This window comes from Allosphingosinicella vermicomposti, assembly GCF_003012815.1.
Classification (GTDB): Bacteria; Pseudomonadota; Alphaproteobacteria; order Sphingomonadales; family Sphingomonadaceae; genus Allosphingosinicella; species Allosphingosinicella vermicomposti.
Window position 1 is genome coordinate 184,041 of the sequence record NZ_PXYJ01000003.1, and the last position, 15,112, is coordinate 199,152.

At 61.1% G+C, this 15,112-nt stretch carries 19 protein-coding genes; 12 read left to right on the forward strand and 7 right to left on the reverse strand.

Translation table 11 applies throughout. The annotated features are described in order from the left end of the window. Nucleotides 1–23: 23 nt before the first annotated feature. Nucleotides 24–1,349 carry a tRNA uridine-5-carboxymethylaminomethyl(34) synthesis GTPase MnmE gene (gene mnmE / locus C7I56_RS09625; protein ID WP_245409668.1) on the reverse strand — a complete coding sequence of 442 codons (1,326 nt, stop codon included), beginning with the start codon at nt 1,347–1,349 and terminating at the stop codon, nt 24–26. Further along, nucleotides 1,310–1,540 carry a DUF6489 family protein gene (locus C7I56_RS09630; RefSeq protein ID WP_106640692.1) on the reverse strand — a complete coding sequence of 77 codons (231 nt, stop codon included), beginning with the start codon at nt 1,538–1,540 and terminating at the stop codon, nt 1,310–1,312. The genes mnmE and C7I56_RS09630 overlap by 40 nt, the downstream gene beginning before the upstream one ends. Before the next feature lie 77 nt (nt 1,541–1,617). On the opposite strand from C7I56_RS09630, the gene C7I56_RS09635 reads away from it, so the two are divergent. After that, nucleotides 1,618–2,316 (forward strand): dienelactone hydrolase family protein, encoded by a 699-nt coding sequence (locus C7I56_RS09635; protein ID WP_425352387.1) that lies wholly within the window; start codon nt 1,618–1,620, stop codon nt 2,314–2,316. Nucleotides 2,317–2,389: 73 nt separating this feature from the next. On the opposite strand, the gene C7I56_RS09640 is transcribed toward C7I56_RS09635, so the two are convergent. From C7I56_RS09640 to hemE, 4 genes are all read right to left on the reverse strand, one after another. Further along, the gene (locus C7I56_RS09640) at nt 2,390–3,094 is read right to left on the reverse strand and encodes a TerC family protein (RefSeq protein ID WP_106640393.1); all 705 of its coding nucleotides are present in this window, start codon (nt 3,092–3,094) and stop codon (nt 2,390–2,392) included. 23 nt (nt 3,095–3,117) lie between these two features. Continuing rightward, on the reverse strand, nt 3,118–4,374 hold the full coding sequence (gene rho / locus C7I56_RS09645; RefSeq protein ID WP_106640394.1) for a transcription termination factor Rho: 1,257 nt from the start codon (nt 4,372–4,374) through the stop codon (nt 3,118–3,120). A gap of 284 nt (nt 4,375–4,658) precedes the next feature. Then, entirely contained in the window at nt 4,659–5,084 is a 426-nt protein-coding gene (locus tag C7I56_RS09650; RefSeq protein ID WP_106640694.1) for a CopD family protein, read from the reverse strand. 32 nt (nt 5,085–5,116) lie between these two features. Continuing rightward, entirely contained in the window at nt 5,117–6,142 is a 1,026-nt protein-coding gene (gene hemE, locus C7I56_RS09655; protein WP_106640395.1) for a uroporphyrinogen decarboxylase, read from the reverse strand. Nucleotides 6,143–6,456: 314 nt separating this feature from the next. Here hemE and C7I56_RS09660 point away from each other — a divergent pair, with 314 nt between their 5' ends. The 10 genes from C7I56_RS09660 (at nt 6,457) to C7I56_RS09705 (ending at nt 12,822) form a co-directional block, all read left to right on the forward strand. Next, complete coding sequence (locus C7I56_RS09660) at nt 6,457–7,275, forward strand: pyruvate, water dikinase regulatory protein (RefSeq protein ID WP_106640396.1); 819 nt, start codon at nt 6,457–6,459, stop codon at nt 7,273–7,275. Next, nucleotides 7,272–7,859, forward strand: a complete 588-nt coding sequence (locus C7I56_RS09665) for a Maf family protein (RefSeq protein ID WP_106640397.1) — start codon at nt 7,272–7,274, stop codon at nt 7,857–7,859. The genes C7I56_RS09660 and C7I56_RS09665 overlap by 4 nt, the downstream gene beginning before the upstream one ends. Then, nucleotides 7,856–8,668: a shikimate dehydrogenase family protein gene (locus C7I56_RS09670; RefSeq protein WP_106640398.1), complete on the forward strand. Its 813-nt coding sequence runs from the start codon at nt 7,856–7,858 to the stop codon at nt 8,666–8,668. The genes C7I56_RS09665 and C7I56_RS09670 overlap by 4 nt, the downstream gene beginning before the upstream one ends. Beyond that, complete coding sequence (coaE, locus tag C7I56_RS09675; RefSeq protein WP_106640399.1) at nt 8,665–9,258, forward strand: dephospho-CoA kinase; 594 nt, start codon at nt 8,665–8,667, stop codon at nt 9,256–9,258. Before C7I56_RS09670 ends, coaE begins: the two co-directional genes overlap by 4 nt. A gap of 7 nt (nt 9,259–9,265) precedes the next feature. Continuing rightward, nucleotides 9,266–9,982, forward strand: a complete 717-nt coding sequence (gene dnaQ / locus C7I56_RS09680; protein WP_106640400.1) for a DNA polymerase III subunit epsilon — start codon at nt 9,266–9,268, stop codon at nt 9,980–9,982. Between the two features lie 51 nt (nt 9,983–10,033). Beyond that, nucleotides 10,034–10,606 carry a ribosome hibernation-promoting factor, HPF/YfiA family gene (gene hpf / locus C7I56_RS09685; RefSeq protein WP_106640401.1) on the forward strand — a complete coding sequence of 191 codons (573 nt, stop codon included), beginning with the start codon at nt 10,034–10,036 and terminating at the stop codon, nt 10,604–10,606. Between the two features lie 75 nt (nt 10,607–10,681). Next, entirely contained in the window at nt 10,682–11,146 is a 465-nt protein-coding gene (locus C7I56_RS09690; RefSeq protein ID WP_106640402.1) for a PTS sugar transporter subunit IIA, read from the forward strand. Continuing rightward, nucleotides 11,136–11,597, forward strand: a complete 462-nt coding sequence (locus C7I56_RS09695; protein WP_425352388.1) for a PaaI family thioesterase — start codon at nt 11,136–11,138, stop codon at nt 11,595–11,597. The genes C7I56_RS09690 and C7I56_RS09695 overlap by 11 nt, the downstream gene beginning before the upstream one ends. 23 nt (nt 11,598–11,620) lie before the next feature. Beyond that, entirely contained in the window at nt 11,621–11,938 is a 318-nt protein-coding gene (locus C7I56_RS09700; protein ID WP_158703086.1) for a DUF1491 family protein, read from the forward strand. A 176-nt stretch (nt 11,939–12,114) separates the two neighbouring features. Beyond that, complete coding sequence (locus C7I56_RS09705) at nt 12,115–12,822, forward strand: cell wall hydrolase (RefSeq protein ID WP_106640405.1); 708 nt, start codon at nt 12,115–12,117, stop codon at nt 12,820–12,822. 58 nt (nt 12,823–12,880) lie between these two features. Here the strand turns inward: C7I56_RS09705 and C7I56_RS09710 are convergent, their stop codons facing one another. After that, complete coding sequence (locus tag C7I56_RS09710; protein WP_106640406.1) at nt 12,881–14,701, reverse strand: ABCB family ABC transporter ATP-binding protein/permease; 1,821 nt, start codon at nt 14,699–14,701, stop codon at nt 12,881–12,883. A gap of 110 nt (nt 14,702–14,811) precedes the next feature. Here C7I56_RS09710 and C7I56_RS09715 point away from each other — a divergent pair, with 110 nt between their 5' ends. After that, nucleotides 14,812–15,105 carry a hypothetical protein gene (locus C7I56_RS09715; protein WP_106640407.1) on the forward strand — a complete coding sequence of 98 codons (294 nt, stop codon included), beginning with the start codon at nt 14,812–14,814 and terminating at the stop codon, nt 15,103–15,105. Nucleotides 15,106–15,112: the final 7 nt, after the last annotated feature.

Consider the following 15,112-nt stretch of genomic DNA (forward strand, 5'->3'; position numbering starts at 1 on the left):
GTCAAATGTTCCACGTGGAACACCTATTTGCCAATGCAGAAACGCCCGAATAGGGCGTCGAGCATATTTTCGACACCGGCACGCCCAGTTATCCGATCAAGCGTTTGTCGTGCCAATCTCAATTCTTCCGCGACGATCAACATATCAGGAGCAGCGCAAGCTCGATCGAGGCTTTCCTTAACCTCATGAAGCGCGACGCGGTGCCGGCGATATAAGGCTACTTCTCCCTCCGACGGCAAGAGATCGCTCGCCCGTTTCTCCAGCAGTGCAACCAAATCATCGAGCCCTTCCCCGGTCACTGCGGAAACCGCGACGTCAGCCGAGGCTTCCGAACTGGAAATATCCGCCTTTGCGGCGACACGAATGATCCGCCGAGGATCACCGCCTTCCGCAAAATCTGGATCGCCCAGCCACAATATGAGGTCCGCGTCATCAATCCGGTCCCGTGCTCTTTGTATACCGATGGTCTCGATCGCATCGATGCTGTCGCGCAGCCCGGCTGTGTCGACGAGCACATATGGACGCCCGTTAAGTGCTAACGGTGCTTCCACCACATCCCGGGTTGTGCCGGCTATCGGTGAGGTGATCGCGACCTCACGCCCTGCAAGCGCGTTGAGCAATGTCGACTTGCCCGCATTAGGCGGTCCCGCAACGACAACGCGTATGCCGTCGCGCAGACGTTCCCCTGCCGGGCGCGCGAGCGCGGCAGCAATCTCGTTCGCGAGAGCCTCAATCGGTCCTCGCCAAGCCTCTCCTTCCGGCACATCACCTTCGTCGGAAAAATCGAGGACGGCCTCAACCTGTCCAGCAACCGCCAGAATGCGATCCTGCCAGCCTCCGATCATCCGTCCGAGCGCGCCCCCGGCCATCGCTAGAGCAGCGCGGCGCTGGCTTTCCGTTTCCGCAGCCAAAAGATCCGCAAGGCCTTCAGCCTCGGTAAGGTCGATCCTGCCATTGTCGAAGGCCCGCCGCGTAAACTCACCCGGCTCCGCAGGGACGAGATGGTTTAGCTTCGCCAGGGCCGCCAGCACTGCCGCTACTACGGCCCGCCCGCCGTGAAGGTGGAGCTCGGCCAGATCCTCACCCGTGGCCGTCGCAGGCCCTGGAAAATAAAGGATGAGGGCCTGATCGAGAGTGCGGCCATCCACTGGGTCAAATAGGGTTGCCAGCGACGCCCGCCGTGGTTCCGGTACTCTACCCGCCATGGCGTTAACCGCCGCCGACGCATCAGGGCCGCTGATCCGGATGATCGCGATGGCCGCTGGCGGCGCGCCGGAAGATAGCGCGAAGATCGTGCGGCGGTCCGGATTCACTTCTTCAGGCTCACCTGATCCATCATCTGACGCCACATGGTGAGGCCATTCTCGCCCATCGGCGCCCAGTTCTTCATCATCTCGGCAAAATATTCGCTGTTTCCACCATCGGCGAGCGCCTGCTGCATCCGCGCCACGAAGGCGTCGTGGACCGGCGTCAGATCGGGAAGGCCGAAGAAACGGCGCGCTTCCTCCGGCGTGCAATCGATATCGACGGAAACTTTCATGCGGCTCAGCCCTTCCTGCTTCAACGCCCGCTTATGCGGACAAGCAGCCCCACCATGCAAGGGCAAGGGAGGACGAGATGCCCATGATCGAGATTGAAACGCTGGACGGCCACGAACGCTTCAATGCCTATCTGTCCCAACCCCACGGCACTCCACGCGGCGCCATCGTCGTCATCCAGGAGATATTCGGGGTCAACGAAGGCATCCGGTGCAAATGCGATAGCTGGGCCTCGCAGGGCTATGTCGCTATTGCCCCCGACCTCTTCTGGCGGCTCGAACCTGGCGTTGAACTGGACGCCGACATTCCGGAAGAGTTCAAGCACGCCTTGAATCTGATGAGCCAGTTCGACCAGGATGGGGCGATACGCGACATCGAAGCGACCATTCGTGCTGCACGCACGCGCCTGTCCAGCCGCGGCAAGGTGGGCATAGTCGGCTATTGTCTGGGCGGGCGTCTCGCTTACATGGCCGCCGCGCGAACGGACGTGGATGCGAGCGTTGGCTATTATGCTGTCGGTCTCGACGATCTGCTTGACGAGAGCCACGCCATCGCAAAGCCCCTCCTCCTCCACATCGCCGGCGCCGATCACTTCGTCGATGTCCAGACGCAGAAGAAGATGCATGAGGCCCTAGACAATCATCCCCGCGTCACCCTGATCGACTATCCGGCTGAGGATCACGGCTTTGCCGCAGAGATAGGCAAGAGGCGGAGCGAGGAGGCTGCGCAGCGCGCCGATGGGCATACGCGGGCGTTCTTTTCAGAGCATCTCAACTGAGGCTCAGTCATCCTCAGCAAACGAAAGGGCGCCATCTGGCGCCCTTTCATAATTAGATACCTGTTCGCGAGGATCAGGCGAAGAAGGTCGAGATCCCAACCTGAGGATCCACAACCCCGTCATAAACCATCGTAACGGCTACATAGAGAATGACCACAAGGCCGATCCACGCGATCCAGCGATAACGCTCAATATATTTGGCGAGGATATTCGCGGCGATGCCCATCAGCGCCACGGAAAGCAGGAGGCCGATGATGAGGATGCCGGGGTGATCGCGCGCGGCACCCGCGACAGCAAGAACGTTGTCGAGGCTCATCGACACGTCGGCCACGGCAACAGCCCAGGCAGCACCGGCGAAACTCTTGGCCGGACCAAGACCCGCATGCTCGTCGCCTTCGACTTCCGGTGAACCCCCCGAGGCTGCGGACGGGCGCAGTTCGCGGTACATCTTCCATGAGACCCAGAGCAGCAACAGGCCGCCAGCGAATATCAGGCCGACGATCTGCATCAATTGCGTCACGAGAAGTGCGAAGATGATGCGGAGCACCAGAGCGGCCAGAATGCCGATCAGGATGACCTTCTTGCGCTGATCGGCGGGAAGCCCGGCGGCGAGCGCACCGACGATGATCGCATTGTCGCCCGCGAGCATGATGTCGATCATCAGCACCTGCCCGAAAGCGGCAAGGGCCGTGGGCGAACCAAGATTGGAAAGGTCCGCGACGATGTGGCCCCACATCGTGCCGAGAGCGCCAAATTGGTTCAGAACAGCATCAAGCATCGCCGCTTAACCCCTTGTCCGGCTTATTGGTTCATCGAAGCGAAGAAATCCTCGTTGGATTTCGCGTCCTTCATCTTGTCGAGAAGGAACTGCATAGCGTCGACCGTGCCCATCTGCATGAGAATACGGCGGAGCACCCACATTTTCGAAAGCGTCGCCGGATCGACAAGCAGCTCTTCCTTGCGGGTGCCAGACTTGCCGACGTCGAGCGCCGGGAAGATGCGCTTGTCGGCAACCTTGCGATCAAGGACGATTTCCGAGTTGCCGGTGCCCTTGAACTCTTCGAAAATGACTTCATCCATCTTCGAACCGGTGTCGATGAGCGCGGTCGCGATGATCGAGAGCGAGCCGCCTTCCTCAATGTTGCGCGCGGCACCGAAGAAGCGCTTCGGCCGCTGCAGGGCATTGGCGTCCACACCGCCGGTCAGAACCTTGCCCGAGCTCGGCACGACCGTGTTGTAGGCGCGGCCGAGGCGGGTGATCGAGTCAAGAAGGATCACGACATCCTTCTTGTGTTCGACCAGGCGCTTGGCCTTTTCGATCACCATTTCGGCGACTTGAACGTGGCGCTGCGCCGGTTCGTCGAAGGTCGAGGAGATAACTTCGCCGTTCACACTGCGCTGCATGTCCGTGACTTCTTCCGGACGCTCGTCGATGAGGAGCACGATCAGGAAGACTTCCGGATGATTGTCAGTGATCGCCTTGGCGATATTCTGGAGAAGGACGGTCTTACCCACACGCGGCGGCGCGACGATCAGCGCGCGCTGGCCCTTACCCTGCGGGCTGACGATGTCGATGACGCGGGCGGACTTGTCCTTGACCGTCGGGTCGAGCGTATCGAGGCGCAATTTTTCCTGCGGATAAAGCGGCGTCAGATTGTCAAAATTGACGCGATGGCGCACCGCTTCGGGATTGTCGAAATTGATCGAGACCAGACGGGTCAGCGCGAAGTAGCGCTCGCCATCCTTGGGCGCGCGGATTTCGCCTTCCACCGTGTCGCCGGTGCGCAGGCCGAATTTGCGGACCTGGTTCGGCGCCACGTAAATATCGTCCGGCCCTGCCAGATAATTGGCGTCGGGCGAGCGGAGGAAGCCGAAGCCGTCGGGCAGCACTTCGATCGTGCCCATGCCCATGATCTCGTCGCCCTGTTCGGCCTGGACCTTAAGGATGGAGAACATCAGCTCTTGCTTGCGGAGCGTCGAGGCGCCTTCAATGCCGATTTCTTCGGCCATCGCAACCAGTTCTGCCGGGGTCTTTTGCTTTAAGTCTTTTAGATGCATGGGGTTTCCCAAGGATTGAAGGTGGTCGACCGGAGCGGCAGAAACATGCGGCATATCGGAGGGCCCGCACCAAGGACTGGCAGGCAACGACTTGCACTGCCGTTAAGCTCCCGCTTTTTTCAAGTCAAGCGGGTGAACTCTCGGACCGTTCGCCCTGAGTAGCCGCTGAGCAAAGTCGAAGCGGCGTATCGAAGGGCATCCAAGATGCTTCGACACGGGCCTTCGCCAAGCTCAGTCCCTACTCAGCACGAACGGCACTGGATTCAGGAAAGCGCGCGCCGAGTTTAAAACGGACGCACAATCACGAGAATGACAATAGCCACCGTCGCAAGGCCCGGCACTTCGTTCATGATGCGCAGCGCCTTGCCGCTTACCGGCCGCACGCCCTTCGCCAGCTTCTTGCCGTAGCCAACCATATAACCGTGATAGCCGGACAGCAGGATGACCAAAGCGAATTTGGCGTGAAACCATCCCTGGCTGAAGGCGTCCGTAATGTAAGCGAGGGTCAAACCCAATATCCACACCAGCGCCATTGCCGGCGTAATGATGATATTGCGCAGCTTCTTCTCGCGTTCGATCCAGCGCTTTTCTTCGTCGGACCCCGGCGCCGCTTCCTGATGATAGACATAGTAACGCGGCAGCATGAACAATCCGGCGATCCAGAAGATCACGAAGATGATGTGCCCGGCCTTGATCCACGCATAGGTCATGCTGAGCGCTGTAGCGAGATCGATACCACCCGTCACGCGCGGACGATCCCCAGAAGTGCATTCACATGGTCAATCGGCGTATCCGGCAAGATGCCATGCCCCAGGTTGAAGACGTGTGGACGATCTTCGAAGACTGATATGATACGGCGCGCTGCGGTTTCAAGCATTTCGCCGCCCGCGATCAGGGCAAGCGGATCGAGATTCCCCTGCACCGGAAGACCGGCGGGAAGCTCGCGATGGGCCCAATGGGGATCGACGGTTTCATCAAGACCAATCGCATCGACGCCGGTTTCACGCGCATAAGCGGCGATCTTGCCACCCGCGCCCTTGGGAAAGCCGATGATCGGGGTATCGGGGTGCCTCGCCTTCAGCGCCGCGACGATCCTGGCGGTCGGCGCGATCACCCATTGTTCGAACTGCTGGGGCGAAAGGCTGCCCGCCCAGCTGTCGAACAATTGCACGGCTTCCACGCCTGCATCGATCTGGCCCGACAGATAATCGACCGTCATGCCGGAAATCGCGTCGATGAGGTGCTGGAATGCGGCCGGATCGCGATAGGCATAGCGCCGCGCCTCGGCCTGCTCGCGGCTCCCCTGCCCCGCCACCATATAGGTCGCGACCGTCCAGGGGCTTCCCGCAAAACCGAGGAACGTGGTTTCAGGCGGAAGAGCCGCCGCCACTTTCTCCACAGTCTTGTAAATGGGCGCCAATCGCTCCGGAACGGGCCTTAGAGCGCCAAGAGCGGCATCCATGAGGGGTGGTGCCAGTCGCGGCCCTTCCCCGGCCACAAAGGTCAAATCCTGGCCAAGGGCATGAGGCACGACGAGGATGTCGGAAAAGAGAATGGCCCCGTCAAAGCCGAAACGACGGATCGGCTGGAGCGTGATTTCCGCCGCGGCATCGGGATCGTAAGCCATGTCGAGAAAGCCGCCCTTCTCCGCCCGCAGAGCGCGATATTCGGGCAGATAGCGGCCTGCCTGGCGCATCAGCCAGATCGGCTTTTTCCCCGGATTTCCGCGCTTCAGCACGGTGAGCAATGGCTTGGATGGGCCGGACATGGTTTAAAGGCTCCGCACCTCTTCTATCTAATATTCTTATTTAGAAGAGAGTCTGATGAAGTTAGTTGGTCGTCGGATCGTGGGGTTTATTGGCTTCCACATATCTTGCCAACAGTTTGACTCTCGAACCACCCACGGCGCTTCACGGATTCGCGAAAAATATCCCCGATTTCCACAGATTGGCGCTGGAACTTTTCCGATGTTTGCCAAGCTGTGGATCGAATCCGGCAAATCGGGGGCGAAAGCTTTCCTTGAATCGATCCGGAGGCTTACGCTAGCCCTATCCCCATGCTTTTCCACTGGCACTTTGCGGCATGAACCGCCTCCACCTTCACCTCCTGTCGGATTCGACCGGTGAAACCCTTGAAATGATTGCCAAGGCTTGCCTGTCGCAGTTCGACGAGGTCGAGACGATCAAACATTTCTGGCCGATGGTACGGTCGGAAGGCCATCTCGACCGTGTTTTGGAGGATATCGAGCGGCGGCCCGGCCTCGTCCTCTTCACACTCGCCAATGCCGACATCCGGCGCGAGCTTGAACAAAAGTGCCGCCGCAAAGGGATTCCGGCGGTATCGGCCCTCGACCCGGTGATCGACGCCCTCACCGTCGCGCTAGGCCAGCGGGCAAAGGCACGGCCGGGGCGGCAGCACGCATTGGACGAGGCCTATTTCGCGCGTGTCGACGCGATTCAGTTCACCATCGCCCATGATGACGGCATCGGCTGGGAAAATTGGGAGGAAGCGGATGTGGTACTCGCGGGCGTGTCGCGCACGTCAAAGACGCCAACCTCCATCTATCTTGCGAACAAGGGCTATAAGGTCGCCAACATCCCCATCGTCCCGCAATCGCCGCCGCCGCCCGCCCTTTTTTCGTTGACGCATCCGCTCGTCGTCGGCCTCACCACCAATCCCGACCGGCTGATCCAGATCCGCCGCAACCGGCTCCTGTCGCTCAACCAGGCGCCGGAAACCGATTATGTTGACGAGGATTCGGTGGCGGCCGAGCTCGCTTATGCGCGACGCATGTTCGCCGATCAGGATTGGCCGGTCATTGACGTGACACGCCGCTCGATCGAGGAAACCGCCTTCGCCATCGTCAAACTGGCGAACGAGCGGATCGAGCTAGCGTCATGATACTTCTCGCATCGAAAAGCGAAACGCGCCGCCGCATGCTTACCGCAGCGGGCATAATATTTGAAAGCATCCCCGCGCCCTTTGACGAGGATGCCGAAAAAACACGGCTCCGCGCCGGTGGTTCTTCGGCTTTGGAGGTGGCGGAAGGGCTCGCCGCCGCGAAAGCGCTGGCGGCTGGGCCGCAAACCGTCTTGGTACTTGGATCCGATCAGACTTTGGAGTGCTCCGACGGCTCGATGCTCGACAAGCCGACGTCCCGGGCTGAAGCAGAGGCGCAATTGACGAGCCTGTCAGGGCGTTCTCACCGGCTCCATTCGGCAGCGGCGATTGTGGACCGGGGGAAAGTCGTCTGGCGGGCCACGGAAACGGTGACACTGACAATGCGAGCACTGACGCCCGCATTCCTGCACGCCTATCTGGATGCGGAATATGAGGCGATACGCTGGAGTGTCGGCGGCTATCGGATCGAGGGGCCGGGAGCGCAATTGTTCACGCAGGTCGACGGCAGTCATTTCGCCGTGCTCGGCCTGCCGCTTCTCCCCCTGCTCGCGTATCTGCGCGAGCGGCAAGTAATACCAACATGACCCGCCCTTATGCCGAGGTGATCGGCGATCCGGTCGCGCACAGCAAGTCGCCACTCATCCACCTATTCTGGCTGGATCGGCTCGGCATGGACGGCGATTATCGCGCCGTGCAGGTGAAGGCTGCGGACATTGGCGCCTATCTCAGCGCCCGGCAGGACGATCCGGCCTGGCGAGGCTGCAATGTTACGATGCCGCTCAAGCAGGCGATCATTCCTCACCTGTCCGCCTTGGATGCAACGGCAAGAAAAGCGGGTGCCGTAAATCTTGTCGGTTATGATTATATTGGCCGTAACAGCGATGTGGCTGGGATCAGTGGCGTCTTGACGTCGCATGAACTTGCCGCCGACGGGAATGCTCATATTATCGGCACAGGCGGTGCCGCGCGCGCGGCCGTGGCGGGGGTGCTTGCGGCCGGCATTGGCGCCGCGCAAATCCATATTCACGGCCGGGATCCCGGCAAGGCGGCGGATTTGGCAGGGGAGATGCTTGGGGCGCGGCATCAGTCCGGAACGATCGCCCGACTTACGCTCGCCAATAGCGGCCTCCTCATCAACGCGACACCGCTCGGAATGACCGGCTATCCGCAGCTTCCGATTCTACTGGATGGCGCCGCGCCTGAGCTGATCGTCTATGATCTCGTCTACAATCCGATGGAAACGCCGTTGCTTCAGCAAGCGCGCAAGCGCGGCCTCCGCGTCTATGACGGACTCGACATGCTGATCGGACAGGCTGCTGAGGCCTTCGCCCTCTTTTTCGGAGCCCAGCCCCCCCGTATGCACGACGCCGATTTGAAGGCGCGGCTCTTATGATCGTTCTTGGCCTCACCGGATCGATCGGCATGGGTAAATCGACCGTGGCCGCCATGTTCGAGGACGAAGGGGTTCCGGTTTTCGACGCCGATGAGGTGGTTCATCAGCTGCAAGGTCGGGGCGGCAGCCTCGTTCCGAAAATCCAGGCGGCCTTCCCGGGAACGACCGGACCTGATGGCGTCGACCGCATACAGCTGGGTGCACAGGTGTTCGGCAATCCGGCCGCGCTGAAGCGGCTCGAGGCCGTCGTCCACCCCGCCGTGGCCGAAGAGCGGCAAGCCTTTCTTCTGCGTCATCGCCAAGAGCCGCTCGTTGTCCTGGACATCCCCCTGCTTTTTGAAAAGGGGGGTGCAGAGCGGGTCGACAAGATCGCCGTCGTGTCCGCCCCCGCTCCTGTCCAGCGCGCCCGGGTGCTTGCGCGGCCGGGCATGACTGAAGAAAAATTCGCGCAAATCCTCGCCCTTCAGACGCCGGATGCCGAGAAGCGCGCAGGGGCGGATTTTGTTATTTCAACCGCAGGAAGCCTTGATGAAACGCGGGCTTCGGTTCGCCGCATCATCGCTTGCCTGACCGGCGCGGGCGACGGATAAGGCCGCTATGCGTGAAATCGTCTTCGATACCGAAACCACAGGCCTTAGCCCCTTGAACGGCGACCGGCTGGTTGAAATCGGCTGCGTCGAAATGCTCAATCGCGTCGAAACCGGGCGCACCTATCATGCTTATGTCAATCCCGGCCGGCCCATGCCGTCGGAGGCCGAGGCGGTGCATGGTCTCAGCGACGTCTTTCTCTCGGACAAGCCATTCTTCCACGACATTTGCGAAGAGCTGCTCGATTTCCTGGGCGATTGTCCGCTCGTCGCGCATAATGCCAGTTTCGATTTCGGCTTCCTCAATGCGGAGCTCGAGCTGTGCGGCCGCCCACTTATCTGCATGACGCGCATGGTGGACACGCTGGCTCTTGCCCGCACCCGTCATCCGGGCGCCAAGCACAGTCTCGACGCGCTCTGCACCCGTTATGGCGTGGACCGGAGCTTGCGCATCAAGCATGGCGCGCTGATCGATGCGCAGCTTCTCTCGCAAGTTTATGTGGAGCTGACCGGAGGGCGCCAGATCGGCTTTTCGCTTGCTGCCGAAACCGTCGTGGAAACGGCGGCGGAGAAGGACGGCCTGCTCCTGACGACCGCCGTTTCCGCGATCGCTCGCCCGCCGCGTCCGCACGCGCCATCAGAGGAAGAATTGTCGCGCCATGCCGCTTTTTTGGCGGAAATTACCGATCCGATATGGAACCGGGTCGGAGCGGCGCGGTTGACGTAGATCAGGAGCGGGGTCATTCTTTCTGTCCCTGCCAATTGCCGGGAGTGAATAATGGACATCCAGGTCTCTGGTCATCAGGTTGATACGGGCGAGGCCCTACGCCAGCATGTTCAGGATCGATTGCAGACGATGGCAGAGAAATATTTCTCGCGTGCCCAATCTGCCCAGGTGACTTTCGGCAAGGCTCCCTACGGCCATTTCAGTTGCGACATCGTCTGCCACGTCATGCAGGGGTTGATCCTTAAAGGATCGGGCCGCGCGTCCGATGCCCACCCCGCCTTCGATCAGGCAGCAGACCGCATCGACAAACAGCTTCGCCGCTATATGCGCCGCCTGAAGGACAAGCACGGCAATGGTCCTGTCAACGGCGCGGCTTATGATTTCGACGCGGGCTACACCGTGTTCGAAGCGGGAGACGAGGAAGCGGAAGCGTCCGACAATCCGCCGATCGTTGCCGAAACCCGGGTTGATATTCCCGAAGCATCGGTGTCGGACGCGGTGATGCTGCTCGACCTTCGCAACACCAACGCCTTGATGTTTCGCAACAGCGGCACCGGGAATTTCAATATGGTGTATCGCCGCGAAGACGGAACGATCGGATGGGTCGAGCCGCAACGCGGCTGACCGCCATCCGTTGATCTTTCCGCCGCGCCCTTTTTCGGGCAAAGGGGCCCCCGCCGGGGGCCTTAAGGTGTTTCTATGAATCATTTGTCGGATATCCTGTCGATCGATTCGATCGATGCGGATCTCAATGCCCCCAACAAGAAGGGGCTGTTCCAGTTGCTCGCAGCAGCTGCAGCGCGCCGGACGGGCCTGGAGGCCAAGGCGATCGCGACCGCGCTCAGCGAGCGTGAGAAGATCGGGTCCACTGGCTTTGGCGGCGGCATCGCCATCCCACATGGCAAGATGGACGGACTACCGCGCGTCTACGGCTATTTCGCGCGTCTTGAGCCTGCGATAGACTATCACGCGATCGACAATCTGCCGGTCGACCTCGTCTTTCTCCTCCTCTCCCCGCCCGATGCCGGTGCCGATCACCTGAAGGTACTGGCGAGTGTCAGCCGCGTACTGCGCGACAAGACGGTGGTTGCCAAGCTGCGCGGCGCGCGCTCGAAGGATGCCATTTACGCCCTGCTTGCTGGAGTGGAATCGCTTGCCGCCTGACGCGATAGGGGCCGAGGCGCATTTTCGGGCCCTCGAAACGCTATATGCGGCCGCTCCGATCAACGGCCTGTTCCGCTCAACGCTCGAAATCGTCGAGGAAGGCTTTGCCCGTATCCGCTTCGATATCGACGAGCAGGTCTTTCATGCCGCAGGCGCCGCGCACGGGACCATCTACTTCAAGATGCTGGACGACGCGGCTTTCTATGCCTGCAACAGCCTGGTGAGCGATCGTTTTCTCCTCACCACCGCCTTCAACCTGCTCTTCACGCGCCCTTTGCGCGCCGGGCCCGTTATTGCCGAAGGACGCTGGGCGAGCGGCCGCCGCCGCGTGCTCGTCGCCGACGCCCGGCTGATCGATTCGGAGGGCGAGGAGGCCGCAAGGGGAACGGGTACCTTCATGCGCTCCCACATTCCGCTCGCCACTCTCCCCGGCTACCGGACGGTCGGATGACTCGGCCAAGGCTGGCCGCGTCAATGATCGCCGGCGTACTCCTACGCCTCGCAGCCCGCGATGGCGGCTTTGGCGCCGTGTTGTCGAAGGGGGATGAGCAAGCGGGCGAAATCATCGTACTCTTGCTCGAAAAAGGCCGGAAACGCGCCATTCTCGAGAGAATATTGCAGCCGAATGGTGACTATTGCTGGCATCCTGCCGACGCCAAAATCGTTGAAGACGAAGATAAATTTCAGGACTTCCTGGCCCGCCGGACGCGGTTCGATCCCGATTTGTGGTTAATCGAACTGGACATCGCATCTGCCGAACGGTTCGCCGCTGAAATGAATGCGTTGAATTGACGGATCGCCGGACCCGTAACTAATGGCGCCCAGTTCCCACGCGGGGGGCCGCGAGTAGCGCTTTTAGTTCAGGCGCTGCGGCCACGCAGACGGAAGGCGATCAGGAGGCTCCTGACCCGTGTTTGGGTCAAGCGCGTCCGGCGTACGATCAGCCAGCCGCACATGATAGAGTTTCGATGTCTGTTTCGTTGCGCGCTGCGGCCTTCGCCGTGGCTACCTTTGCTGTTGCGGCCACCGCCACGATTGCCCGCCCTTCCCTCGCCTGGGAAGCCGATGCAGCCCCTGCGGTTCCGGCCTTTGCGGTGCACAGCGCCGCCGCCATCCAGGATGGCACCTCCCCGATCAATCCGATCGATTCGGCCGGCGAAATGCCCGCCGCCACCTCTCTTCCCATAACTAAGCACGCCGTCGCCCAGCTTGGTGCCGATGAGGATGCGATCGAGGTAGAAGCTGAGGAAAAGTCGCTGGCGCCGGTCAAGACGCTGAGCGCGCTGGTCGACGACCATGATGAAAGGGATCTCGATGCCGAGATGGAATGCCTCGCCGGCGCCGTCTATTTCGAATCCAAGGGCGAGCCGCTGGAAGGCCAGCTTGCCGTCGCCGAAGTCATCATCAATCGCGCGAAATCCGGCCGCTTCCCGGCCAGCTATTGCGGTGTAGTGAAGCAGCGCGGCCAATTTTCCTTCGTGCGCGGCGGCAAATTCCCGCCGATCGCACGCGGTTCGGCCCATTGGCGCAAGGCCGTCGGCGTCGCCCATGTCGCGGCGCAGGACCTGGCCGACAGCAAGGTCGATGATGCTCTTTTCTTCCACGCCCGCCGCGTATCGCCGGGTTGGAAGCTGAAGCGCCTCGCCACGGTCGGCAATCACATCTTTTACCGCTGATCCTTTTAGCAGCGGGGACGGATGGGCCTGCTTCCACGGGTGGAGGCGGGCCCTTCGTTCATTCGGCGGCTTCCCGCGCGTCGTCGCGTTCGCTCTGCTGACGCTCCCACATCTCGGCATAGAGGCCATTGTGGCGGAGAAGCTGGGCGTGCGTTCCCTGTTCCACCACCCGGCCCTGATCAAGGACGAGGATATTGTCGGCATCGACGATGGTCGACAGGCGGTGGGCGATGACGATGCTGGTGCGGTGGGCGGCGACCGCTCGCAAAGTCGACTGGATCGCGGCCTCTGTACGGCTGTCGAGCGCGCTCGTTGCTTCGTCGAGGATCAGGATCGGCGGGTTTTTGAGCAGGGTCCGGGCGATGGCCACACGCTGCTTCTCGCCGCCTGACAGCTTCAAGCCCCTCTCGCCGACTCGCGCGGCATAGCCTTCGGGCAATTGAGCGATGAAATCGGCTATGGCTGCCCCCATGGCCGCACCCTCGATCTCCGCCTGAGTCGCGCCATCCCTGCCGTAGCCGATATTATAGCCGATGGTGTCGTTGAACAGGACGCTGTCTTGGGGAACGATGCCGATTGCTGCGCGCAAGCTCGCTTGCTGAACCGCGGCTATATCCTGCCCGTCGATGGTGATGCGTCCGCCCTGCGGATCGTAAAAGCGAAAAAGCAGGCGCGACAAGGTCGACTTACCCGCACCTGAAGGTCCGACCACGGCTAGCATCGTGCCCGGCGGCACATCGAACGTCACGCCCTTCAGGATCGGCCGCTCGAGTTCGTACCCGAAATGCACGTCCTCGAAACGCACATGGCCTTTGCCGACATGAAGAGGCGGTGCGTCGGCGGCATCGACGACCTCCGCCTTCGTATCGACGATGCCGAACATCGCCTCCATGTCGATCAGGCCCTGACGGATGTTGCGATAGACCCAACCGAGCATGTCCAATGGCCGGAAAAGCTGAGCGAGCAATGTGTTCACCAGCACGACATCGCCGGGCGTAAAGCGGCCGATCGACCACCCCCACACGGTGAAACCCATGGCGCCCGCCATCATCACATTGGTAATGAGCGACTGACCGACGTTGAGCCAGGCGAGCGAGGTTTCGTTCTTGACTGCGGCGTCGGCATAGCGGGCAACGGCGCGGCCGTAACGCTGCGCCTCGCGCTCCTCGGCGTTGAAATATTTGACCGTTTCGAAGTTGAGAAGGCTGTCGACCGCGCGCGCCACCGCGCCAGTGTCGAGATCGTTCATTTCGGTCCGGAGCCGCGCCCGCCAATCGGTCACTATGCGGGTGAACTGAATATAGGCGACGACCATCGCGATTGTCGCGATGACGAGACCAACGCCGAATTTGATCCAGAACAAGCCGAGCACGATCGCAAGCTGGATAATCGTCGGCGCGATGTTGAAGAGAAGGAAGTAGAGCATGGAATCGATGCTCTTCGTGCCGCGCTCGATGATCTTGGTAACGGCGCCGGTACGCCGTTCGAGATGAAAGCGTAGCGATAGATCATGGAGATGGCGGAAGGTCGTCTCGGCAAGGCGTCGCGTCGCGTCCTGCCCCACACGCTCGAAAATGCCGTTGCGCATATTGTCGAACAGAACGCCGCCAAACCGTGCGCCCGCATAAGCGGCGACAAGGGCGATGGCGATCGTCACGCCCGCTTCCATCCCCTTCGTCATCCGGTTGACCGCGGCGCTATAAGCAAGCGGCATGACGAGGGTGGTGATCAGGATCGAGACCAGCACCAGGATGAGTGACAGGATCACGCGGGCGCGAAGGGCGGGGGCATGAGGCGGCCAGAGATAGGGCATGAAGCGGCGAAGTGCCGCCCAGCCTGCTTCAGGCTCGGTACGATCTTGGGAAGAGGATGGCGGCATCGACCTCTAAATAGGGCGCTTGGTGCGCGACATCAATTTCGGCTGCGTAAAGTCTGGAACAGCCCGCTTTTCGAACGGTTTATCGCATCGTAGTTATTGGAGAGCGGAATATGGGACCGGTCGTGTATGTGATGGCAATCCTCGGCTGTGGCGAAGCGGATAGTGTGTGCCAGCCGATCGCGACCATCCCCGCCCGCTATGAAAGTCAGGATGCCTGCAACGCGGCGGCCGAAGACGTGCTCGCCCGACAAGACGACATCCTCTTCCCAGTCGTGGTTGCCCAGTGCGACGAGGAAGGGAAGCCGACTGCGGGTAATCTAATGTCGGAAACCGTCAAGCTGCCTGAAGCCCGCGAGCCGCAGCTTCGCCGCGCACGCGCCCAGGGCGATCAAGCCCAGGGATAATAGCGCG